The organism is Kitasatospora sp. NPDC017646, from assembly GCF_044329365.1.
Lineage (GTDB): Bacteria > Actinomycetota > Actinomycetes > Streptomycetales > Streptomycetaceae > Kitasatospora.
The window spans coordinates 38321-61806 of the sequence record NZ_JBIRJC010000011.1; the positions used below are offsets into that span (position 1 = coordinate 38321).

19 protein-coding genes are annotated in these 23486 nt (G+C 70.7%); 13 read left to right on the top strand and 6 right to left on the bottom strand.

What is annotated here, in order from left to right:
• Together ACH4J0_RS18975 and ACH4J0_RS18980 are read left to right on the top strand one after the other, a co-directional pair.
• A complete protein-coding gene (locus tag ACH4J0_RS18975) occupies positions 1-1044 on the top strand; it encodes an Ldh family oxidoreductase (protein ID WP_396241472.1) in 1044 nt (347 codons plus the stop codon).
• On the top strand, positions 1041-2456 hold the full coding sequence (locus ACH4J0_RS18980) for a phenylacetate--CoA ligase family protein (protein ID WP_396241474.1): 1416 nt from the start codon (positions 1041-1043) through the stop codon (positions 2454-2456). The genes ACH4J0_RS18975 and ACH4J0_RS18980 overlap by 4 nt, the downstream gene beginning before the upstream one ends.
• Here the strand turns inward: ACH4J0_RS18980 and ACH4J0_RS18985 are convergent.
• From ACH4J0_RS18985 to ACH4J0_RS18995, 3 genes are all read right to left on the bottom strand, one after another.
• Positions 2447-3313 (bottom strand): HpcH/HpaI aldolase/citrate lyase family protein, encoded by an 867-nt coding sequence (locus tag ACH4J0_RS18985; protein WP_396241476.1) that lies wholly within the window; start codon positions 3311-3313, stop codon positions 2447-2449. The two genes, ACH4J0_RS18980 and ACH4J0_RS18985, sit on opposite strands and share 10 nt — an antisense overlap.
• Before the next feature lie 57 nt (positions 3314-3370).
• Positions 3371-5077 (bottom strand): proline--tRNA ligase, encoded by a 1707-nt coding sequence (locus tag ACH4J0_RS18990; RefSeq protein WP_360330330.1) that lies wholly within the window; start codon positions 5075-5077, stop codon positions 3371-3373.
• A 327-nt stretch (positions 5078-5404) separates the two neighbouring features.
• The gene (locus ACH4J0_RS18995; RefSeq protein ID WP_396241478.1) at positions 5405-6163 is read right to left on the bottom strand and encodes a methyltransferase domain-containing protein; all 759 of its coding nucleotides are present in this window, start codon (positions 6161-6163) and stop codon (positions 5405-5407) included.
• 294 nt (positions 6164-6457) lie between these two features.
• Here ACH4J0_RS18995 and ACH4J0_RS19000 point away from each other — a divergent pair, with 294 nt between their 5' ends.
• The 5 genes from ACH4J0_RS19000 (at position 6458) to ACH4J0_RS19020 (ending at position 11977) form a co-directional block, all read left to right on the top strand.
• Positions 6458-7270, top strand: a complete 813-nt coding sequence (locus ACH4J0_RS19000) for an SGNH/GDSL hydrolase family protein (RefSeq protein WP_396241480.1) — start codon at positions 6458-6460, stop codon at positions 7268-7270.
• A gap of 563 nt (positions 7271-7833) precedes the next feature.
• Positions 7834-8742 carry a DUF5655 domain-containing protein gene (locus ACH4J0_RS19005; RefSeq protein ID WP_396241482.1) on the top strand — a complete coding sequence of 303 codons (909 nt, stop codon included), beginning with the start codon at positions 7834-7836 and terminating at the stop codon, positions 8740-8742.
• 309 nt (positions 8743-9051) lie between these two features.
• The gene (locus ACH4J0_RS19010; protein ID WP_360330318.1) at positions 9052-10557 is read left to right on the top strand and encodes an AAA family ATPase; all 1506 of its coding nucleotides are present in this window, start codon (positions 9052-9054) and stop codon (positions 10555-10557) included.
• Positions 10557-11468, top strand: coding sequence for a hypothetical protein (locus ACH4J0_RS19015; protein WP_360330315.1), 912 nt, complete (start codon positions 10557-10559; stop codon positions 11466-11468). Before ACH4J0_RS19010 ends, ACH4J0_RS19015 begins: the two co-directional genes overlap by 1 nt.
• 101 nt (positions 11469-11569) lie before the next feature.
• Positions 11570-11977 (top strand): hypothetical protein, encoded by a 408-nt coding sequence (locus tag ACH4J0_RS19020; RefSeq protein ID WP_396241484.1) that lies wholly within the window; start codon positions 11570-11572, stop codon positions 11975-11977.
• A gap of 118 nt (positions 11978-12095) precedes the next feature.
• On the opposite strand, the gene ACH4J0_RS19025 is transcribed toward ACH4J0_RS19020, so the two are convergent.
• The 3 genes from ACH4J0_RS19025 to ACH4J0_RS19035 all read right to left on the bottom strand — a co-directional run bounded on the left by ACH4J0_RS19025 (position 12096) and on the right by ACH4J0_RS19035 (position 16014).
• The gene (locus ACH4J0_RS19025; RefSeq protein ID WP_396241824.1) at positions 12096-14294 is read right to left on the bottom strand and encodes a DUF317 domain-containing protein; all 2199 of its coding nucleotides are present in this window, start codon (positions 14292-14294) and stop codon (positions 12096-12098) included.
• Positions 14291-14959, bottom strand: coding sequence for a hypothetical protein (locus ACH4J0_RS19030; protein ID WP_396241486.1), 669 nt, complete (start codon positions 14957-14959; stop codon positions 14291-14293). Before ACH4J0_RS19030 ends, ACH4J0_RS19025 begins: the two co-directional genes overlap by 4 nt.
• A 284-nt stretch (positions 14960-15243) precedes the next feature.
• Positions 15244-16014, bottom strand: coding sequence for a site-specific DNA-methyltransferase (locus ACH4J0_RS19035; RefSeq protein WP_360330421.1), 771 nt, complete (start codon positions 16012-16014; stop codon positions 15244-15246).
• A 206-nt stretch (positions 16015-16220) separates the two neighbouring features.
• Between ACH4J0_RS19035 and ACH4J0_RS19040 the strand changes: the two genes are divergently transcribed.
• The 6 genes from ACH4J0_RS19040 (at position 16221) to ACH4J0_RS19065 (ending at position 23478) form a co-directional block, all read left to right on the top strand.
• On the top strand, positions 16221-17435 hold the full coding sequence (locus ACH4J0_RS19040) for an IS110 family transposase (protein WP_396241488.1): 1215 nt from the start codon (positions 16221-16223) through the stop codon (positions 17433-17435).
• A 717-nt stretch (positions 17436-18152) separates the two neighbouring features.
• The gene (locus ACH4J0_RS19045; protein WP_360260322.1) at positions 18153-19334 is read left to right on the top strand and encodes an NlpC/P60 family protein; all 1182 of its coding nucleotides are present in this window, start codon (positions 18153-18155) and stop codon (positions 19332-19334) included.
• 93 nt (positions 19335-19427) lie between these two features.
• On the top strand, positions 19428-19751 hold the full coding sequence (locus ACH4J0_RS19050) for a DUF6112 family protein (RefSeq protein ID WP_360260319.1): 324 nt from the start codon (positions 19428-19430) through the stop codon (positions 19749-19751).
• Positions 19751-20461 carry a hypothetical protein gene (locus tag ACH4J0_RS19055; RefSeq protein WP_396241490.1) on the top strand — a complete coding sequence of 237 codons (711 nt, stop codon included), beginning with the start codon at positions 19751-19753 and terminating at the stop codon, positions 20459-20461. The genes ACH4J0_RS19050 and ACH4J0_RS19055 overlap by 1 nt, the downstream gene beginning before the upstream one ends.
• 145 nt (positions 20462-20606) lie before the next feature.
• A complete protein-coding gene (locus ACH4J0_RS19060) occupies positions 20607-21959 on the top strand; it encodes an ATP-binding protein (protein WP_360330303.1) in 1353 nt (450 codons plus the stop codon).
• Between the two features lie 61 nt (positions 21960-22020).
• Entirely contained in the window at positions 22021-23478 is a 1458-nt protein-coding gene (locus tag ACH4J0_RS19065; protein WP_360330418.1) for an SCO6880 family protein, read from the top strand.
• Positions 23479-23486: the final 8 nt, after the last annotated feature.

The following is a 23486-nucleotide window of genomic DNA, read 5'->3' on the forward strand; positions in this document are numbered from 1 at the left end:
GTGAGCGAGGAGTCCGGCGAGCGGCCGGAGATGATCGAGTTGCCGCCGAGCGAGGTTCTGGACGTCGGGCGGCGTGCGTTCCTGCGGATCGGAACACCGGCCGACATTGCGGACCGGGTGGTGGGCGATCTCGTCGCCAACGAGATCGTCGGCGTGCGCTCGCACGGCATCCTTCGGCTGACCGACTACCTGCAGGACGCCGCGGCTGGCCTGCTCGACGTCGCTGCCCGCCCCGCCGTCACCGCGCCTGGCGGCGCGGTGCGGGTCGTCGACGGGCAGGGTGGGTTCGGCGTGCTGGCTGCGGACGCGGTGACGGCGAACCTGTATGAGCTGCTGATCGGTCACCCGGTGTGCGCGGTCGCGTTGACCAATGCCGGGCACCTTGGTCGCCTGTCCGCGATCGGGACGGCGGTGGCCAGGCACGGCGGCGCGGTACTGGGGTTCGTAAACTACCTCGGGGCCGGGCAGCGCGTCGTGCCGTGGCAGGGTGAGGACGGACGCCTGTGCACCAACCCGCTGTTGATCTCCGTACCCGCCGAGCCGGACCCGTTCGTCCTCGACATGTCGACGAGCACTGTCTCGGAGGGAAGGATCAGGCAGCACTGGCTCGACGGCACCACTGTGCCCGGTGGATGGCTCGTGGACGCGGCCGGGGCCGAGGTTACCGATCCCGACCGGCTGTACAGCGATCCTCCGACCGCGTTCATGACCCCGCTCGGCGGCGACCACGGCTACAAGGGCTTCGCGCTCGGGGTCGCCGTCGAGCTCCTCGCCGGGGTGATCTCCGGCGCCGGCTACGTTCGGGCCGATACCGACAGGCGAGGCAACGGCGGCCTGTTCATAGGTATCTCACCCGCTCTGGCCGGCCGGGCCGGCGATGAGGTACTGCGCGAGGTGGGGGCCGTCCGCTCCCACCTGGAAGCCTCCTCCCCTGCCGTCCACTGGCCCGGCTCCGGACGCACCAGCGGGACCGACACGATCCGCCTGAGCCAGCGCCGCTGGCTCACTCTGCTCGCCCACGCCGACGGAAAGGACCCTTTGTGACCACCGTTGCGCCCGGCGCGGCCCGCCTCCTGTATTGGACCAGGCAGGCTGCCGGGGGAGACTCAGCGGTACGACGACGCCTCGCGTTCCTTGACGACAGCCAGCACTGGGAGCCGGAGCGGCTCCGCGAGTTCCAATTCCGCAAGCTCCAGGCGCTGGTGGCGCACAGCTACCAGACTGTCCCCTATTACCGGACCCTGCTGGACCGGCACGGTCTGCGTCCGGACCGGATCCGCGGCGCCGAGGACTTCCGGCGCGTGCCCGTCCTGTCGCGGGCAGCCCTGCGCTCCGCGGGCAGCACCCTCATCTCAAGCACTGCGGCCAGCAGTTCGCTGCAGCGCCGGCAGAGCAGCGGCTCGACCGGCGAGCGGGTGGAGTTCTGGCAGGACCGCGACTTCGACCGGTGGTGCCGGGCTCACCAGCTGCGCACCTACGGGTGGTGCGGGAACTGGCGTCTCGGCGAGCCGTTCGCCCTCGTGTGGGGGGCCGCCACCTACTTCGAGACCCGAGGCCGCCGGGACCGCTTCGACAACGCCCTGACCAACCGGATCGAACTCAACGCCTTCCAGCTCGATGACGAGTCCCTGCACCGGCTCCTCGACCGTCTGGTCCGCCATCGGCCAGCCCTCATCAGCGGCTACACCACCGCCCTCTACCTGCTGGCTCGCCTCGCCCGCACGCAGGGCGTGCGCCTTCCAGGCCTGCGGGCCGTTCAGCCGAACGCCGAACCTCTCAACGCGGTCATGCGGGCCGAGATGGAGGAGGCCTTCGGCTGCGAGGTCTTCGACAAGTACGGCAGCCGCGAGACCAACATCATCGCCCACGAGGGCCGAGACCACGCCGGCCTACGAATCCAGGCCGAACACAGCTACGTCGAGATCCTGGATGACCAGGGGCAGCCCTGCCCGCCCGGCACGGCCGGGCGGGTCGTGGTGACCACGCTCAACAATCGCGCCATGCCGCTACTGCGCTACGAGACCGGCGATCTCGCCACGCCCCTGGACGCCCCGGCCAACGCCAACTGCGGGCTGCCCGCCATGTCGCACGTCATCGGGCGCAGCCAGGACCTGCTGTGCACACCGGAGGGCGGCCTGGTCCATCCCCAGCTGTTCTCGAACGTGCTGCGCCAGTTCCCGGCCGTCGACTGGTTCCAGGTCGTCCAGCACCGCGAGGACGCGCTAGTGATCCGCATCGTCGCCCGCAAGGCGGTGGACGAGGCCGTCACGGAGCAGATCGCCGGTCTGGTCCGGGACCTGGCCGGGTTCGCCTTCCAGGTCACGTTCGAACGGCTCACGCAGATGCCGCCCTCGGCGACGGGCAAGTTTCGCCTGTGCATCTGCGACCTGCCCACTGCCGGACAGGACCGCGGCTTCGGCGCGCTGAACGCCCTGCGGCAAATCGATCACGGTTGAGTGGTGCCGGCGCTGCCCGAGGTTCCGGGCAGCGCCGGTCCGCCAGGTGCGCGTACCTGCGCGAGGGTCTGTTCGATGCCTTCGCGCAGGAGCTTGATGTCGTTGCCTACGGCGATCATGTCCAATCCCTCTGCCCGGTACTGGCGGGCAGTGGCGAGCCCGTAGGCGAAGGCTCCGGCGAGCTTGGCGTGTTTGCGGGCGGCCTCCAGGACCTGGGTTCGGGCCTCGTCCATCGCCGACCCGGTCGTCACCCCTGGCTGGCCAAGGGCCATGGCCAGGTCCCCCATGCCGAGAAACAGGCCGTCGACGCCCGGTACGGCGGCGATCTCCTCGGCGTTCCCGACGCCGTGGGCCGTCTCGATCTGCACGACGCACAGCACCCGATCGTTGGCTTGCTCGAAGTAGCCGGGCAGGTCGCCGAAGTAGCCGGATGCCCGCACCGGGTTGACCCCGCGGCGGCCGGCCGGCGGAAAGCGCGTCGCTGCCGCCACCGCCTCGGCTTCGGCACGAGTGCTGACCTTGGGCACCATCACACCGTCGGCTCCGATGTCGAGGGCGTGCTCGATGGCGTGCTGATCGTGCGAGGGGACCCGCACCAGGACGGATACCGCTCGGCCGGTGAGGGCCTGCGTCATCCGCAGCACCTCGGGCCTTCCGAGTGCCCCGGCCTCCATGTCGATCACGACGAAGTCAAGCGGGAGCAGGCCGCACAGCTCGGCGATGCCGGGCTCGCTCCAGAGCAGGAACAGACCGAGCAGGCTTGGATCCAGCCCGTCCCCCAGCCCTGGCTGGCGAAGGAGCTGCAGTCGGCTTGAGAGGCCGTTCGGTGCGTTTCTTTGTGCAGACAGACCGGTCACCCGCCGGACGCTACCAGCGAGTGACCGGTCGTCAGTCCCGTTTCCTGATAGGCATTTCTACTTGGCCGAGTCGACGCCCTTGCGCACGCAGGCTGCGATCTCGTCCAGCGGGATCCGCTGCGTCTCGCCCGAGGCTCGGTCGGTGAGCTCCACGATGCCGTCGGCGAGTCCGCGCTTGCCGACGGTCACCCGCAGGGGGATGCCGACGAGCTCGGCGTCCTTGAACTTCACGCCCACGCGCTCGGCGCGGTCGTCGATGACCGTCTCCACGCCCGCGGCGAGGAGTTGCTGGTAGACCTGCTCTCCGGCCGAGGCGGTGGCCTCGTCGTCGGGCTGAGCCACGGTGACCACGGCCTCGAACGGGGCAATGGACATGGGCCAGACGATGCCCTTGTCGTCGTGGTGGCACTCGATGGCGGAGGCGATGTTCCGCTCGACGCCGATGCCGTAGCAACCCATGATGATCTTCTTGGGGGTGCCGTCTGTGTCCAGGACCGTCACGTCGAAGGCGTCGGTGTACTTCGTGCCGAGCTTGAAGATGTGCCCGACCTCGATCGCCTTCTGCACCTGCAGCGGCTCCCCGCACTGTACGCACGGCTCGCCGGATGCGACCTCGCGTAGGTCCGCCCAGGTGGAGACGACGATGTCCCGCTCCACGTTGACTCCCCGCAGGTGGACGCCGTCCACGTTCGCGCCGGTGAACATGTCCGTGCGCCCGCGCAGTGCCTCGTCCGCGAGGACGGTGAGCGACGTGACCCCGACAGCGCCGAGGCTTCCCGGAAGCGCGCCAAGGGCCTCCTGGATCTCCTCCGGGCGAGCGGGCCGCAGCGCATTCGCGCCGGTGGCGTCGGCAAGCTTCTGCTCCGCCAGGGTGTGGTCGCCGCGCAGCAGGACCAGGGTCAACTGCTGGTCCAGGACGTAGACCAGTGTCTTTACCTGCCGGTCGGCCGGCGCGCCGAAGCGCGAGGCCAGGTCGTCGATGGTCCGCACATCAGGGGTGTCGAACCGCTCGGGCGCGCCGGGGCCGGCGGCGTCCGCGGCCGGGGCCAGCCGGGACGTGGCCTTCTCGATGTTGGCCGCGTAGCCGCAGGAGGGGCAGTGGACGACGAAGTCCTCGCCGACCTCGGCCGGGCACATGAACTCCGTCGACGCCGACCCGCCCATGCTGCCGCTCGACGCCTCCACAGGAATGGCAGGGATGCCCAGCCGCGCGAAGATCCGCACATACGCCTCTCGGTGCAGGTCGAACGAGCGGTCCAGTCCCTCCTGGGTGAGGTCGAAGCTGTAGGAGTCCTTCATCGTGAACTCGCGGGTCCGCATCAAGCCGCCCTTAGCACGGGGCTCGTCGCGGAACTTCGTCTGGAACTGGTACCACATCTGCGGGAGCTCACGGTAGGACTTCAGCTCGGTGGCCAGCGACGTGAAGATCTCCTCGTGGGTCATGCCCAGGGCCAGGTCGGCGCCCTTGCGGTCCTTGAGGCGGAACATCTCGTCGCCCATGACCTCCCACCGGCCGCTGCGTCGCCAGATCTCGGCGGGGTGCATCGCCGGCAGGGTGAACTCCTGCGCTCCGATGGCCGTCATCTCCTCGCGGATGATGTTAATGACCTTCGAGCGCACCCGGATGGCGAGCGGCAGCAAGGAGTAGTGGCCCGCCATGAGCTGGCGGATGAAGCCGGCGCGCAGCAGCAGCTGGTGGCTTGGCGCGTCGGCTTCCGCCGGGTTCTCACGCAGGGTGGGGATGTGCATCTGAGACCAGCGCATGACCAGCAACTTTCGTTCGAGCGGCCGATGGATTGGGGCGACCGTCGCCTAGGGCTCTTGGCAGGACACGGATTGTAGTGCGTTGCGCCTGGGCGCGAAGGCCCATTAGCGGCTGCCGGTCAGCCCCGGCCAGCGCCCACTGCGTGACGACTCCGCGAGCCCGACCCACCGGATCAGCTGAGGATCTCCACAGCAACGACCGGGACGCACCGGGAGAACTCACGCCGATTCTAACTGCCCATCAGCTAGTCGCCATAACGATGCAACGGTTCGACGGCCCACCGCACACCGGATTTCTGGCAGCCCAGAGTCTGACCAACATCCCGATCAGCGCCGCTCCGCCACTGCGATGAACGTCAGTTCGGAGAAGAAGAACCCATGCTGGCCAGCAACCCTGACTACCGCCCCGTACCACTCCTTGATCTCATCCGGGCCCACTACGCCGCGGCCATGGTCAGCCGCCGACAGCAGGACATCTCGGATCAGTTCGATGCGCCTCCGCGCGTGCCCGGTGAACTCGCTCGACCACACTAGGAACGGCTCGACGCGGACAACTTCCAGAGGGCTTCGGGCCAGCAGTAGACCGAGCTTTCGGCCAATCCGGCCGTCGGCGTGGTCCATCCAGCTCTGAACGTCGTCCGCGAAGGCGTGGCAGATCCTTCGGTCCAGCTCGCTGTCCGCCCCTGCGACAACGAGCGAGTCGAAGTCGACGTGCGCAATGACTGCCCGCCCGCCAGGGCGCAGTACCCGTGCGACTTCCGCCAGCAACGTCTCTGGGGTCGGCACGCATTCCAGCGTGTTGTACGACAGGATGACGTCTGCCCATCGATCAGCGATCGGCAGCGGATCCCGCAGGTCTGCGGCAATCGCGGCGACGGGTCCCCGGTGGTCGTCGAGGGCGGCGGCCACTTGCCGCAGAGCCCCCTCCGACCGGTCGATCCCGAGGAGGACCGCATCGGGTGAAACACGGCTCACAGCCCGAAGTGTGGGGCCCGATCCGCAACCGAGATCGATGGCTCGGCAACGGCCGAAGGGCGCAACGAGGTCGGCGAGTCGCATGTGGATCGGTTCATCACTCCCTGACATCTCACTCCTTCACGCTTCCGGGGGCATCGGCGCCTGCCCCGTAGAACATGGTGACCCCGCCGCGAGGCTGTGCAGGTTGGCACAGAGGCGGTGGGGTTCAAAGGTCTCGGCGACGAGGTCGATCTTCCGGGTGCGAGCGTAGGGGCCGGCCCGCTGGACATGCTCGCGATCGGCCCGTTCCTCGTCAGGAAGGACCGCCAACTGACTGTCCGACATCACTCGCTAATGACAGGTACGTTGTGCCTCGGCCCCGGCCCGGCCAGCATCCGCACCCAGCGAACGGGACTTACCGAGATGACCAGCATCAGCGAGGACACCAGCGCCGCCGCCCAGCTGTGCGCCCAGCACGGCCGCGCCCTGACAATCGGCGAGGACAGGCACGCCCTGACCGTCGGGTTCTTCGGCACGAGCATCATGGAGCACCTGGAGGGCTACAACGCCCTGCTGACCGACCAGGCGAACCTCCCCAAGGTCGGCTCGAAGGTGACCGTCGAGGGCTGGCACCAGCGCGGCTGGGTCCACCGGCTCTCCCTCGGGCTCAGAGCCGGCTTCCCCCACGTAGCCTTCAACATCCGCAACCACGGCGTAGGCGGCGCCACCAGCCGGGACATCGCCAAGATCGTCGCCGACGACCGCACCACGAATAGCGTCGACTACGACCTGGTGTTCCTGGGATGCGGCATCAATGACGTCTGGCGCTGCTTTCAGGGCCGCACGGCCGAGGCGGTCAGGATCGAGGAATACACCAGGCACACCAACGCGATGCTGGCGCAGCTCGGCGGGTACTCCCGCCAGGTCGTCGTGATCTCCGAGACGCCATTCGGTGCGATTGAGGAGCCGGAGACCGTCGGGAAGATGAACGCCGAGCTGGCCCGCTACAACGAAGCCGCAGCTAAGGCCGCCGCTGACCACGGCGCGCTGTTCCTCGACGTGTGGGCGCCGTTTATCGCGGTCGCCCGGCAGTTGGCCTCAGCACCCGCCAACCACGAGATTGCCGGGCTGTGGAGCGATGGCGTCCACCTGAGCGAACTCGGTGACACGGTGCTCCTGCGGCAGGCTGAGCACTTCCTTGCCGCGCACCGGACGGTGGAGAAGCTCCTGGCCTGACCACTTGCCAGCCAAGACACCCGCCACGAGTAGACCGCCTGAGAAACGAGCGGTTCCGGGGCAGGAAGCCGGGCCGCGCTGAGTTCCCGTTGCCCGGGCCGCTCTTCGGCACTTCCATGACCTGATCAGATGGCAACTCTCTGTACTGTCAGTGCATTTCGCCGTGATGGCTACTGCGTCATGCCCGGCATCCTCACCACCAAGCAGATCCGGCGATGGCGCGCGCTGCTCGCTCACCGCCTTTCCCGGCACCAGCACCGGCCTGCTCAGCGCGAGGGACCGGAGCGCGGGCACAGTGCGGCGACCTGCCAACGGCTCGACGGGTGATGGGACTTCCCGCAGCGACATGGCTTCAGTGTGCTCCCGGCACGGACGGCGCGCGGGTCATTTTCGCCGCTGCCGGCGGCCCACTGCCGTGCGTGCCGCTGGTCGGCACCACCCGCCCCTCAGTCCAGCCCCGGACATAAGTAAGCCGATATGATATGAGTCACAGTCTCTAGATTTTCCCTGACGGTCAGAGTATATTATCCGGCTCACATCGCTTGCTGGGTGGACATGGGGGTTTGTTGCAGGTCTTCCGGGTCAATGACGGCGCGGTTCGCAGGGTCGAGGGTGGTGCGGTGGAGCTGGAGCGGCACCTTCAGGCGCTGGTCGAAGCGAACATGGAGACGATGCTGGGGATCCGTTTCGTGGCGAGCGAGCACTCGACGGGCCGTATCCACAGAGGCCGAATCGACACGCTGGGCATGGATGAGGACGGGTCTCCGGTCATCGTGGAGTTCAAGCGATCGCGCTCGGAGAGCGTGCTGTCGCAGGGGCTGTTCTACCTGGCGTGGCTGGTGGACCACCGCGCCGAGTTCGAGGGCCTGGTGGCCGGTCGGTTCGGCGAGGAGGTCGCCGCGGCGGTCGACTGGAGCTCGCCTCGGGTGGTCTGCATCGCCGCCGACTTCAACCGGTACGACGTGGTCGCGGCGGGGATGTCGCACCACCGGGTCGACCTGGTGGTGTACCAGCAGTACGAAGGTGACTTCGTCACGCTGGAGCTGGCAGCGTCGGTCGCCGGTGGCTGCGGCAGCTCGGCCTCCCGACGGGCGGAGCCCGATCGTGCGGCGTCTCCGGTGCGGAGAGGCGTCCGGGAGTTGCTGGACCACGCGTCGGCCGATCTTCGTGCTCTCTATGCAAGCCTCGACGAGCGGCTGCTCGAACTCGGCGACGGCCTGTGCGTCGAGTTGCAGCACTACCTCGCCTACCGGCGGCGGCGGAACTACGCGTGCGTCAGAGTGCTGGCCCGGGCGCTGGTCGTGGTACTCAACGTGGACCCCTCCACGGTGAAGCTGGAGCCGGGCTGGACCCGTGACCTTCGGAAGGTCGGCCATCTGGGCACCGGGGATCTGGAGGTTCGGATCGCTTCGGCCGAGGACCTGGCCCGGGCAGTGCCGCTGTTGGCGGCCAGCTTCGAGGCGGCGGCCTGATCTCATGCGAACGGCGGCGGGTGGTACACCGCTCTCGGTGCACCGCCCGCCGCCGTTTCTGCCCGCAGGAGCGCGGAGCAGGTCGGGGAGGAGCGCGGGCCTGCGGCCCGTCCCCGCTCGTGTGCCTGCGCACCCAGTCCTTGGGGTCTTCAACGACGGCCCGCGCGCACGACCAGACGCTCCGTGATGAGCGCCTCTGCCCCTCCTACCCCCGCGTCCAGGGCGGGCCCACGACAGCGATCATGGCAGGCCGGGCTCTCCCCGTAGGATCGGCTGTCCGACAGCCACGGGAACCAGGGGGCCAGCAGCGTGCGGTTCGCGGTCATTGATCATGCCGACCAGAGCGGGATCGGCCCGCTCGACGCCGACGCGCTCCTGGTACGTGAGGACGGGGACGATGTTGGCTTCCGCACCCTGTTCACGCTCTTCCTGCTGGTCGCGGGAGCGCGAGTCGAAGTCGGCACAGTGAAGATCGGCCAAGTCCCCTCGTCGCGCGAGCCCGTCACCACGCTGCCCGGGCGCTTCACCATGCTGAACGAGCGGTTCTTCTCGGTGGGGCAGGACGACAGCTACTACGAGCGGCTGCGCCGGCTGTCCGGCGAGGACCGGGAAACGGTCCTGGTCGCGCTGCGGGACATGGCCTTCGACGAAGCGATCGCCGAGGCGGCGATGGCGCACGAGGTGACCCGCAGCTCGCTGCTGCGGGGAATCCGTCTGGCCACCGTGGAGGGGCAGTGGCGCCGGATCGCCCGCGGCGGAGTGCGGCGGGCCTCCTTCAACATCGCCTTCGAGCCGCCGGCCCGGCCCGGGGCCGACCCGGTGCACCTGCGCTTTCGGGTGGAGGCCGGCTCCCAGCCCCCCAGCAACGTCCACGCGCTGACCGGCCGCAACGGCGTCGGGAAATCGTTCCTGCTCTCGCACCTGGCCCGCGCGGTGGCGGCTCCCGAGCCCGATCCGGCCCTGGGCCGCGTGATCGAGTACGGGCGCCAGGGACGGTCGTTCGCCAACCTCGTGACCGTGTCCTTCAGCGCCTTCGACGAGTTCCCGCTGGTCGAGGGCGACGAGCTGTTCCCCGCCACCTACGTCGGGCTGCGGGTCCGCACCGCCGGCTCGCCCCGGTTCAAGACCCCTCACGCCCTGCGCAGGGACTTCCGCGAGAGCATCGAGGCGTGCCTGACCCGCGAGCGCGCCCCGCGCTGGATCGCCGCGCTGCGCACCCTCGACTACCCCGGCAGCGGCTTCCTGGACGAGGGATGGGTGGAGGACTTCCAGGTCACCGCCAGCGCGCGCAGCCGCGGACACAAGGCGCGCTCGCTGTTCCGCGGCCTCAGCTCCGGTCACAAGATCGTGCTGCTGACGATGACCCGGCTCATCGAACATGTCGACGAGCGCACCCTGGTGATCATCGACGAGCCCGAGGCGCACCTGCACCCGCCGCTGCTGGCCGCGTTCATGCGCGCCCTATCGGACCTGCTGGCCGACCGCAACGGCCTGGCCGTGGTCGCCACCCATTCACCGGTGGTGCTGCAGGAGATCCCCGCGCACTGCGTGTGGAAACTGCGGCGCTACGGCCGCCACCTGGGCGCGGACCGCCCCCGCATCGAGACCTACGGCGAGAACGTGGGCGTGCTCACCCACGAGGTCTTCGGGCTGGAGGTCACCGGGGCCGGGTTCCTGCGCGAGCTGCGGCGCCTGGTCGAGGAGGGCTTGGACTACGACGATGTCCTTGAGCACTTCGGCGACCGGCTGGGCAGCGAGGCCCGGCTGGTGCTGAGCGCCCTGCTCAACGTGCGCGACGAGAGCCGGGAGGCCTGATGCGCCACCTCGACCCGCCGTCCTTCACCCCCCGGGACACCTACCTCACCTGCATCAGCACCGCCCGGCCCGCCACCCGAACGCACCTTGCCGCGTTCGAGGACGCCGTCGCCGAGGCCGGCGAACAGTTCCACCAGGCCGCCCAGGCCCACACCCTTCACGACCTCACCGCCCTGGCGGCGGCGCCCGCCGCGCCCGCCGACCGCGAGGCCCTACGCAAGGTCTACACCAGCCACCTGGTCGGCCAGGGCACCCCGGGGCGGCACATATACGACGCGATCAAGAACGCCGCCCGCGGGCTGTGCCCGCTGTGCGGGGTGGGCAAGGTCGCCACCCTGGACCACCAGCTCCCCAAGACCTCCTACCCGCTGCTGTCGGTCGTCCCGGCGAACCTCGTGCCCGCCTGCCGCGACTGCAACTTCGGGAAGGGCCAGCAGGCCCCGGCGAGCGCCGGCGAGCAGACCCTCCACCCCTACTACGACGACCTCTTCGACGTGCCGTGGCTGGCCGCCCGGCTGATCCGCCCCGCCGGACGCCGGCCCATGAGCGTGCGCTTCCACGTCGAGGCCCCCGCCGACTGGGACCAGGACCTCGTCGACCGGCTGCGCTCGCACCTGAAGGTCTTCGACCTCGACGCCCGCTTCCGCCTACACGTGGGCAGCCACCTGGCCACCCTGGCCGGCATGCTGTCCTTCCTGCCCTCCACCGGCATCGAGCAGTACCTCACCTGGCAGGCCCAGGCGTGGACGAAGACCGGCCCCAACAGCTGGGAGGCCGCCCTGTACCGGGCCCTGGCCACGGACCCCTGGTACACCGGCGGCGGCTGGCGCCACACCGGAGACGAACCCCAGACGGACGCCGCCGACGATGATGCCGACCCGGCACCGGCGGCCACCGAAGACGACCAGTGAGCCCCGCCGTGCCTTTACCCGGGGCCGTCCCTCGGGGCGAGGTCGCCGCCGCTCCCCGGGGTTGACCGCACCAGGACAACGGCGGCGTGCAAGATGGGTGCATGAACAGCAGCCCGGGCCTTGTGATCGTCGCCGTCCTCGTGGCCCTCGCCATCGTGGCGGTGCGCAGGCGCTCCAACCACAGGCGCGACGCCCAGCTGGCCGCCCAGTGGGACACCCTCCAGCGCCAGCGCGCGACCGGCACCGGCCACCTGCTCCACGTCACCCAGGTCTACCAGCGGGCCCGCCGCGGCTCGAAAGCCGTGATCACCTGGTGCGACACCGGGCTGCAACAGGACGCCTGGTTCTGGAACTGGCATGTCCCGCCCGGCGCCTACCTCCTCGTGAGCGCGAGCAGCGGCTACGGGCCGCACAGCCACAACCCCCACGTCCTCTACGTCCATCCCTCCCAGGTCCAGACCTGGGTCCCCGCCCAGGCGGCCCAGCAGCGCACACCCGCACCGCAGTGATCACGCTCTGCGGGAGTACGCGCCGTGCGGGCGCTCACGGTCACTCGCAAGCGATGCCGTCGCGGTCGAGCCCCGAGGACCAGGGCGCCCTCGGCGGTGCTCTTTTCTGATCAGCCGGTCACGGCGTCCGCCGGCGGGGCGTCCGCCGGCGGGGCGTCCGCCGGCGGGGCGCGGGCAGCTGCGTTCGGGACGCTTCGGCGGGCACGGGCCCGTCGGCCGTGGCCGCCTTACCGTCGAGGGGTCGTCGGCGGGCGGCGGCGGTGCGGTTGCCCGTCGGTGCGACGGCCCGCCGATCCCGCGGGACGATGTCCAGGTACACCCTGTGCTCGTGTGAAATCTGCCGGGCGAGTCGGGCCACGGGCTCGGTGCTGGTGAGCGCGGCGGCGACGGCGGTCAGCAACGGACGGGGCACTCGGTCGGCCATCTCGATGTACCAGCGCTGGCCTCCGGGCCGGAGGTCGCCCCCGCTGATCACCCAGTTGGGATTCGCGCCCTCGGCGAGAGCGGAAGCGCTGGTGGTGCGGCTGACCGAGGCCATCTCGCCGTCGGGCGCGGTCCAGACGATGTGGCCAGGCACGGTGTCCATGAACCAGCCGCCCTCGGCCAGGGGCTCAAGACCACCAGACAAGGCGGGGCAACGCAGGTCAGCCGGAGCGGTGGCCTGGGTAGCGGCGAGCGCCGCGTGTACCGCGGTGGTGATCTCGGCGGGGGTCCGCTCGTCGGCGGTGAAGTGCCACAGCTGGTCGCCGGTCGACCGGTCGGTGTAGGCCGTGCTCCAGTTCGTGCCGCCTGCCGTATGGAGGGCGGTGGTGCGGATCCGGCCGCAGGGGCTGAGGTACACGGCGCCGGACCGGATCTCGACGACGTTCCACCCGGCGGCCAGCAGCGGGACTGCGGGGGTGCTGGCCGTGGTGTGGCCGGGCCCGGCGAGGTAGGCGGGTGCTGCGGCGACCAGCGCCGGGGGCCGGGGCATGCCCGGTGCGAAGAGGTCGGCTGCCACGTCGTGGACGGCGGTGAACCGGCGGCAGATCTCGTCGTACGCGGGCTGCGTGACGTAGTCCGGATGTTCGTCCCAGAACCGTTGCGTGGTGTCCTCGTTGGCGCGGCTGGCGATCGGCTCACCGTGGAACCCCTCCAGGATTCCGGACGGGTCGTCCGTGGTGGCGATCATGTGCGCGGCGATCGTGCCTGCTGCGGCGTAGAGGTCTTCGTTGGTGAAGCGCAGATCCTCGAAGGGCACAGCCGGCACCCGCCCGCGGGTCAGGTCCTCCCACACCAGCCCGGTAGCGTCGTCGTCCAGGCCCAGCAGGCGGTGGCTGTACCGGGCGGAGTCCGTGACGAGGTCGAGGGTGAGCATCGCGGCCAGCTGCTGCTGCTCGGGCGGGAGTTGGCCCCATGTCGTGTGCGGGCCTGGGCCCGCTTCGGTGCTGGGCAGCGGCTGGTCCTCCAGTTCGTCGAGGACCTCCCCCATGGTCAGGTGTCCGTCCGCGGCGGCCAGCAGGGTGGACAGCGACTGCGCGGTTGCGCGGGTGAGGTCCTCGTCGGTGTAGGCGGGCGCAACCGGCACGAGGCCGTCCTCGGTCAGGGTGTAGCCGAGGTGGGCGAGCAGGTGCTCGTCCATCCACTCGCCGTCGCGCCGTAGCGGAGCCGGGTCGACCAGGGCGCCTACGAAGGCGTCGGTCACCATCGCGGGTGTGTCCGCGGTGAAGAGCGCCTGCCAGTACGGGTCGCCGGCCTCTTCGGGGCCGACGTATACGGCCAGCGCGCAGTTGCCCATGAGGTCGAGGTGGTTGGCGCCTCGGCGTAGTTCGGCGCGGGCGAGGTAGTCGGGCGACTCGACGCGCCGGACGCCGTGGGGCTCGCCGAGGTTGCGCCAGCCTGCGGCGACGAGCGCGTCGAGGACGGCGTCGCCGTCGAACGTCCCTTCCTTGAGTGCCGGGTGGGCTTCGCCCGTCCAGTCGGTCTGGGGCAGGGGGACGTGGAGCGACTCGGTGACGGCGGTGACGAACTCCTCGGGGGTGTCCTTGGAGAACCCGGCCATCCACTGGGGCGGGCCCAGCGGTTCGCGGGCGGCGGTGATCCGCCACCAGGCGCCGGGGTCGAGTTGGCCCATCCCGATCCGGAATCGGTGGTCGGGGCTGCTGACGAAGGTCTGGCCGAGTTCACTGTTGTAGTCCTGCCGCCAGTCGTAGGCGAGGACGGCTCGGGCGATGGGGCTGGTCCGGCTGCTGGCTCCGGCGAGGTACCGGGGGGCGACGTCGAGGGGGGTGCTCGGGCTGGAGTCGGTGGTGATCGGGGGGGTTCCCTTCGGGCTCAGCGGCTGTGTTCGGGGCCCGACCGGTGTGCCGACGGGGTGGGTGGGTCGTCCGGTCCGCTGGCCTCGGTCAGGCCGGGCGGGCGGCGGTCGAGGCGGGCGGCGTCGGCGCGGGCCGTGCCGGGCTGGCCGGGCCGCGGCAGGGGTGCACCGGGGACGCGGCGGGTCCAGGTGTAGGCGTCCTCGATGCTGGCGACGTGCCCGTGCCGGAGGGTGAACTCCTCGCTGTCGGCCTGCCGGTGCCCGACGAACACGGCGACCGGACGGGCGGGGTCGGGTGCCTCGTTGTCGGTGGCGATCACCCAGGTCGCGTACGGCGTGCCCGGTGAAGAGGCCGAGTCGTGGACGTCAAAGCGGGTGCCGGAGTGGCGCAGCAGGTCCTGCGCCGCCTCGGTTTCGGCGTCGGCGGCGCGGTACTCGCTGCGCTGCATGTACTCCCGGAGCCGTGTCGGGTCGGCGCCGCGGGCGATGAGCCACGCCTCGGCCAGGGCCGGCATCGCCTCATCGCGCACGGCGACGCGCATCAGCCGGGCGCCGGTGTCGCGTTCCAGGTGGACTCCGACGAAGAACGGCCGACCCTGCGCGGCCATATGCTCGTCCTGCGCGACATAGAAGTGGTCCCACCGGCCCGGCTGCTGGTCGCGGGGCTGGTCGTAGCTGACCAGCACGATGCACGGGTCCTCCCAGTCGCCCAGCCGGGCAAGGGCGCGGGAGGTGTGCTCGTCGGCGGGGTCCAGCTCGTCGAGGTCGAGGTCGGAGACGTAGTCGGTGAACGGGGCGTAGTACAGCTGGGGCTCCAGGTCTGCGGCCGGTGTCCGCGGTGCGGTTGGCGCTTGCTCGCTGTGCTGCGTCGGCCGGGTCGGGCCGGTCAGCGCTTCTTCGCGACGACTGCGGCATCGCGCTGGGCGGCGGGCCGGGCCGCCGTGTCGGGCGGCCCGGCGGCTGAGCGGGTTCAGGCGGGCGGCTGCGCACCGTTGGGTTCGGTGCCGGAGGTGCCGGCGGCGATCTGCCGGGCGGTCTCGGCCAGGCGCTGTTCGGCGATGCTCGCGTAGTGGTCGGTGACCTCGATGCCGACGAAGTCCCGGCCTTCCAGCAGGGCGGCGACCCCGGTCGTTCCGCTGCCCATGCAGAAGTCGAGGACGGTGCCGCCGGGCTTAGCGATCTTGACGAGGTCGCGCATCACCGATACGGGTTTCTGGGTGATGTGGACGCGGCCGGCGCGCGGCTGGGACGCCGTGTAGAGGCCGGGCAGGTAGACGGGGTTGGCGTCGGCGTCGATGGGCCCCTTGCTCCCCCACAGAACGAACTCGCAGTTCTGGGTGAAGCGACCCTTCTGCGGCCTCGCTGCGGGCTTGTACCAGGCCAGCGCGCCGCGCCAGATCCAGCCTCCGGCCTGCAACGCGTCTGCGGTGGAGCCCAGTTGGCGCCAGTCGGTGAACACTGCGGCCATGCCGCCGTCGCGGGTGGCCCGGCAGGACTCGGCGAGCAGCTGGCTCAGCCAGTAGGTGTACGCGCGCTGGTCCTTGTTCTCCCCAGGGAAGTCGGCGAGGGTGTGCGCCGCGTCGGCGCTGGTGTACTTCGCCCGCGCGCTGCGGGAGGTGCGTTCCTTGGCGGTGCGCCCGCCCGAGTTGTACGGCGGGTCGGTGATCACGCAGTCGACGCTGGCGGTGGGGATCTCGGCGAGCCGGAGCAGGGCGTCGCCGCGGTGGATCGTGTAGTTCAGGGGTGTTCCCTAAGAATGTTGGCGGTCCAGGAGGACCGGGTGTGGCTGATGGGTGCTTGCCGATTTGTGGCTCCGAAGGAATGGCCGCCCGGTCCTTCGGGACGCTCCGACCACTGATTGAGAACTGCGGTCATCGCTGGTTAGGGACCTGTCGGCGGAGTGTTCTGCGGGCCACGGAAGTCTGCTGGTCACGGTGGAACGGAGCGATGGGCTTGAGCGCGTCTCACAAGCGGATATGGGTCGGCATCGACGCCGGCAAGGGGCACCACTGGGCGGTGGCGGTAGACGCCGACGGCGAGAGCGTGTTCTCGACGAAGGTGATCAACGACGAGTCGCAGATCCTCCAACTCATCGACGCCGCCCGGGAGAAGGCCGGCGAGATCCGGTGGGCGGTGGACATCTCCGGCCGTGCCTCCACGCTGCTGCTGGCCCTGCTGATCGCCCACGGGCAGCACGTCGTCTACGTGCCTGGCCGCACGGTCAACCGCATGTCCGGCGCTTACCGCGGCGGCGAGGGCAAGACCGATGCCAAAGACGCGCGTGTCATCGCCGACCAGGCCCGCATGCGCCCGAAGGGCTTCGCCCGGCTGAACACGCCCCCGGAGCTGGTCAGCACGCTCCAGCTGCTGACCAACCACCGGGCCGACCTGATCGCGGACCGGGTGCGGCTGATCAACCGGCTGCGTGACCTGCTGGTCGGCATCTGCCCGGCCCTGGAACGGGCCTTCGACTACTCCGCGGCCAAAGGCCCGGTCGTCATGCTGACCGAGTACCAGACTCCGGCCGCCCTGCGACGGACCGGCGTCAAGCGGCTCACCACCTGGCTGGAACGCCGCAAGGTCCGCGGCGCCGATGCTGTCGCCACGAAGGCCGTGGAGGCCGCGCAATCGCAGATGACCGAATTGCCCGGCGAGAAACGGGCCGCGAAGCTGGTCTGCGACCTGGCCCACCAGCTCCTGGCCCTGGATGAGCGGATCAAGGACAACGACCGGGAGATCCGCGAGACCTTCCGCGCCGACGAGCGGGCCGAGATTATCGAGTCCATGCCCGGCATGGGCCCCATTCTGGGCGCCGAGTTCGTCGCCATCGTCGGTGACCTGTCCGGCTACCTCGACGCGGGCCGCCTGGCATCCCACGCCGGCCTGGCCCCGGTGGCCCGGGACTCCGGACGCCGCACCGGCAACTACCACCGTCCCAAGCGCTACAACCGGCGCCTGCGGTACGTCTTCTACATGGCCGCCCAGACCGCGATGATGCGGCCGGGGCCGTCCCGGGACTACTACCTCAAGAAGCGCGGCGAAGGGCTGCTGCACACCCAGGCTCTGCTCGCGCTGGCTCGACGCCGGATCGACGTGCTGTGGGCGATGCTGCGTGACAAGAGGCTCTTCACCTCCGCCCCGCCGGCCACGCAGACGGCTTGACACGGTCATTGAGATTCCTTCGGTGCGGGGACAGGGCGCCGCGCCGCCCGGCCGGTGGGGTTTGTCCGGCCGTGCGGTGATCCCGCAGACGCCGGCGAGGGCGGCGGTCGGGTGGCGGTCGGAGCAACCTAGGCGACCGACGGCCGAAAACCTAAAACGGGCTCCCGCCTTCCCGCGTCAAGATCTTTTTTCATTTTCGGCCGGGGCTCCGCCTATCGTCCTCCACGTCGCACGGCGCGGCGTCGGACATGAAGGCCATTTACTCCTGTTTTTGGTTTTCGGCCGCCCGGCTCCTACCGTGTGACGCACCGGCACTCCGGATCGCCCCGCGCCTCCTGAATGGCATTCATGGCTCATGGCCGGAGCGGGTTCGAGCTGTTGGGCGCACCTGTGCCGCCGGTACGCCGGTTCAGCCGTTTTAGGTTTTCGGCCGCTGGTTCTCTACCGTCGTAAACGCCATTCGGCGAATTCCACCCATCCCATGAAGGGCACCCCATGCCTTTTTCGAGATTACGAGGGCGGCTTGCTGCCGCTTTCCGTCTGCTCCGCCCCGGCCGCCGTGCGCGGCCGGGGCCCGGTGTCGGCCGTGTGTTCTCGGCCGCCTGATCTGATCGGAGGCTTCGCCATCCGCTCCCTCACCTGCCGGGCTCCCGTGCCCCTCTGCCGTCCGCCGAATTCGCGCTGCCGGGCTGCTGGAGGCGACCCGACGAGGACGCGATGAGCTGGAGGAAGGTGACGGGCGCCGGTGCCGCCGGGATCCTGCTCGTCCCCTTCTTCATCGGCTTCCCCGCGCTCGCGGTCACCGCGAACGACGAGGCGACCAAGGCCGCCAAGGACGCGACGTCCTGCACCAACAACGGGACGAATGCACAGCCTGTGGACAGTGCGGCCGTCGCGGCCCAGGTCCGGCTGATCCTCTCGGGTTCCGCCGGTCCGGCCGCCCCGGTCTCGGGGCTCGATTCGCCGAGCCTCCAGATCCCCAACGCGAAGGCGATCGTCGCCACCGGCCGCTCGATGAACGTCCCCGCTCGCGGACAGGTGATCGCGGTGGCGACCGCGCTGCAGGAGTCCGGACTTCGCAACCTCCCGGACGGCGACCGGGACAGTCTCGGACTGTTCCAGCAACGGCCGTCGCAGGGCTGGGGCACCCCGGCCCAGATCCAGGATCCCGTCTACGCCTCCACCCAGTTCTACAAGGCGCTGCTGGAGGTCAAGGGGTGGCAGCAGCTGCCGCTCACCCAGGCCGCGCAGGCGGTCCAGAAGAGCGGCTTCCCGGACGCCTACGCCAAGTGGGAACCGCTGGCCACCACACTTCAGCAGGCCATCGCCCAGGCGCTCGGCGGCACTTCGCCCACCACCCCGTCCCCGGGCCCGGCTCCGTCCGGCTCGCCGTCGCCGACCGCCTCGCCGTCCGGCTCCTGCGGGACGGACTCGGGCAGCGGAACGGACTGGGGCACCATCCCCGCCGGCGCCCTGCCGGACGGGTACGCGATCCCCACCACCGCGCCAGTCCCGGTGCAGTCCGCGATCAAGTGGGCCCTCGGTCAGCTGGGCACGGCCTACCAGTGGGGCGGGTCGTGCGCCGCACCGCATGGGCCCGACCCGATGGGCCGGTGCGACTGCAGCAGCCTGATGCAGCAGTCGTACAAGGCGGCCGGCATCTCCCTGACCCGCACCACCTACACGCAGGTGACCGAGGGCATCGCGGTGTCCGTGGACGCCCTGCAGCCGGGCGACCTGCTGTTCACGGAGCCGGGCTCCGAGGGCCCCGGTCACGTCGGCATGTACATCGGGCAGGGCCTGATCGTGCACGCGCCGCACACGGGAGACGTCGTCAAGATCAGCACGCTCGCCTCCTGGAAATCCGGCATCATCGCCGCCCGCCGCATCGTCCACTGACGTCAACTGCGGCCATTCCCAGCGCACTTCGCGCACTTCCTCCCCTCTGCGGCCTGTCCGCCTCCCCTCTGTCCCCATCTCTGTGGAGCGTGATTGACCACCTATCTCGCCGACGCCGCCGTCAAGGTCCAGCAGCTGGCCTTCGACCCCGGCATCAGCCCGTCCGAAGGCGGCCTGCCCGGCCTGTCCGTCCTCAAGTCCACGGTCGGCAGCATCAACCTCTTCGCCATCATCGCCGTGGTCGGCGCCCTCTGCGTCTCCGGCATCGTCTGGGCCTGGGGCCACCACACCGGCTCGCACGGCAGCGAGGCCAAGGGCAAGCAAGGCGCGCTGGTCGCCGCCGGCTGCGCCCTCCTGCTCGGTGCCGCCAACGGGATCGTGACGTTCTTCAGCACCGTCGGGACCAACGTCCACTGATGATGCCGAAGTTCATGCCGTTCAAGCCGGGCGGGCAGTCCCTGATGCTGCGCCGCGTGCTGATCGGCCTGGGCGCCCTGGTGGTCGCCGCCCTCATCGCCGGGCTCATCGCCCGGTATGCGGGCGGCGGCCACCGGGCCCCGGCCCCAGCCGCCTCCGCCGCCCCGGCCACCTCGCCCCGGACCTCCGCCTCCGGCACGCTCGTGCCCGGCACACCGGCCCCCTCTGCCAGTGCGACGCCGTCCGTCTCCCCGGTAGCGGCGCCGCCTCACACCACCGACCCCCTCGCCTTCGCCCAGGCGTTCGCGACCGCGCTGTGGTCGTACGACACCCGCACCACCACCCAGTCCCAGCAGCTCGCGGGCCTGCGCGCGTGGATGACCGGCGAGAGCCAGTACGCCGACCTCGACGCCGTCGCCTCCCAGGTACCCGACCCGACCCTGTGGGACCGGATGCGCGACAACGGCCAGTGGGCCACCGGCCAGGCCGCCGAGGCGCACCTTCCCGCCGCCTTCCAGTCGGCCGTCGCCAAGGACCCGACGAAGCTGACCGTCGCCTACCTGTACGCCGTCACGGTCACCGGCACCCAGTCCATCACCTGGAACGACGGAGGCCGAGGCGCCGAGGACCGCGCCATCACCATCGCCGTCCAGTGCCGCCCCGGACACGACTGCGCCCTGGCCTCGATCGCCCCCACTGTCTACCCCTGACCACCCACGAGAGAAAAGGAGGTGATCGCCCATCGGTTTCTGTGATCTCCCCCTGGCCGGCGCGCTGTGCGACACGGTCGTCGGCGGAGTCTCCGACAGCATCACGGACTCGATCGGCAAATGGATCGCCAAGTCCTGCGGTGACATGGCCAAGAGTGCGGCCGACCTCGCGGCCAAGGCGGTGGACACCACCACGAAGGTCGATCTCGGCGCGTCGTGGTTCCGGGACAACTACTCGTTGATCCTGCCGATCGGCCTGGTCGTGATCGTCGCGACGTTCTGCCTTCAGCTGATGAGGGCCGCCTGGCGGCGCGACGGGCAGGCCCTGTCCCAGGCCGTCACCGGCACCGTCTCGGGCGTGCTGTTCTCCTTCGTCGCCGTCTCCTGCACCAGCATCGCGCTGACGATCGTCGACGCCCTCAGCGAGGGCTTGTTCCACGTGGCCAATACGTCCACGTCCGACGCGGTCGCCCGGGTGATCCGGGTCGGCCAGATCACCACGCTGTCCGATCTCGGCTGGGGCATCCCCGCCTTGGTCGCTCTCGGCTGTGTCGCCGGCGCGATCATGTACTGGGGCACGATGGTGCTCCGGAAGGTTGCGATCCTGGTGCTCGTCACCCTGGCCGTCTTCGCCGGAGCCGGCGGCGGCTGGGAACCCGCTTCCCGTTGGCGGCGGGCCTGGATCGAGGCGACCGCCGCCCTCGTGGTCAGCAAGCTCGTGATGACGATCATCTTCCTCCTCGGCGTCTCCGCGATCGGCCGCTCCGACGGCAAGGGCGGCGCCCTCGCCGCGCTCTCGGACGTCCTCGCCGGCATCGTCGTCATGATCATGGTTCTGCTGGCCCCGATGATGACCTACAAGTTCCTGCACTGGGCCTCGGATGGCACTGGCGCCGATCTGCACCGCACCACCAGCACCGGTCTCGCCACCGCCGCGGGCGCCGCCCGCAAGGGCGCGACCATGGCGATGAGCGCCAGCACCGGCGGCGCCGGCGGAGCCGCGATGGCAGGTGCCCCGCAGGGCCCGGCTACCGTCCCCGGCCAGAACAGCCCCGTCGGCGGTTCCCCGTCCTCCCCGAGCGCGGCGCCGTCCGGCCCCAGCGGCCCGGCCCAGTCCACCTTCGCCTTCCCCGGCACCGGCAAGGGCGGCAGCGTGGATGCGGTCACGAAGCCGCTGATCACCCGTCGCGGCAGCGGCGGCGGTCAGCCGCTGATCACCCGGGCCGCCTCGGAAGGCGGCGGGGATTCCGCCCCCACCTCGGCCCCGTCGCCGGCGACCGCTGCCGAAGCGGCAGCGCCGCCAGGCGGATCGGGAGCCGCCGCCCCGGCACCGATCGTGTTGGGCGCCCCCCGCACCGGCAGCCGCGCCTCGTCCGGCCCGGCAGGAACGTTCATGCCGAGTACGTCGCCCGCCGGTCCCGCGGTGTCGAGCGCCCCGGTCAGCGGCCCGGCCCCCGCTCCGGCTCCGGCCTCCCCTCCGCCCCCGCCTCTCGCCTGACCTGTCCCGGCCGGGGCGCTGCCACCAGCCCCGGCCGGGCCCCTGACGCCAGGAGTCGCCTCTGTCCACCGCCGAGTTCGTCTCGACCGTCCGCTTTCCCGCCCGGTCCCGCCGCGGCGTCCTGCTCGGGCTCAGCCCCGCCCAGCTGTCCGTCGTCGGCACCGCCGGCGCTCTGCTGCTCGTGACCATGGTCACCACCGGCCTCGCCGGGGCCGTCCTCGCCACCCCGCTCTGGGCCCTGGCCGCCGCCGCCGTCCTCATCCGCTACCACAGCCGCTCCGTCGCAGATTGGGCCCCGATCGTCATCCGCTACTACCTGCGCCGCGCCAAGGGCCAGCTGATCTGGCTCGCCCGCCCCACCTCCCGGCCCCGGCGCGACGGCCTGCTCCACCTGCCCGGCACCGACGCCAGCCTGCGCGCGGTCACCTCGCCCGATGGCAGCACCGGCGCCGTCCACGATCCGCAGCGCGGCACCCTCACCGCCGCGGTCCGTGTCAGCTCCCGCGCCTTCGCCCTCCTCGACGCCCCCACGAAGGCCGCCAACGTGTCCGGCTGGGGCCGTGCCCTGGCCGCGCTCGCCCGCACCGGATACATCCAGAGCGTCCAGGTGATCGAGCGCACCATCCCCGACTCCGGCGACGCGCTCCAGCGCTACTGGGCCGAGAACGGCAACCCCGACGCCCCGCTGGCCGGCGTGGTCTACGAGGAACTGCTCGCCGCCGCAGGCCCCACCGCCGCCCCGCACGAGGCGTACATCGCTGTCAGCCTCGACCTCAAGAAGGCCCGCCGCCTGATCGGGGAGGCGGGCGGCGGACTCACCGGGGCGTTCACCGTCCTCGGCCAGCTCGTCCCGGGCTTCGAGCAGTCCCTCCGCAACTGCGGCCTCACCCCCGGCGGATGGCTGACCGGCGGCGAGTTCGCCGCCGTCATCCGCAGCGCCTACGACCCCAAGTCGCTCGCCGCGATGGAGCAGTGGTCCGAGACCGGCCGCGCCACCGCGTCCCCGGCCGCCGCAGGCCCGGTCGTCCTGCGGGAGGAGCCCAACCGGGTCCTGACCGACAGCGCCTGCCACGCCGTCTACTGGATCGAGCAGTGGCCCCGGTCCGAGGTCAGCGCGGGCTTCCTGCACTCGCTGATCTTCTCCGCCGGCGTCCGGCGGACCCTGAGCCTGCATTACGGGCCCGACGACCTCGATGCCGCGCTCAAGGCCGTCCAGCGGCAGAAGGCCACGATCGTCGCCGACGCCGCCGAGCGCGTCCGCAAGGGCCAGGTCGACAGCGAGAGCGACACCCAGGAGTACGCCGACGCCAAGACCCACGAGCGCGAGCTCATCTCCGGCCACGCGGACGTCGACTTCACCGGCCTCGTGGTGATCTCCGCCGACAACCCCGAGGACCTGCGCCGCCAGTGCGCCACGGTGGAGACCGCCTGCTCCAGCGAAGGCCTGGATCCCCGCCTCCTCATCTGGGAGCAAGCCGAAAGCTTCAGCCGCGCGGCCCTACCGCTCGCCCGGCTCTGACGGGAGGC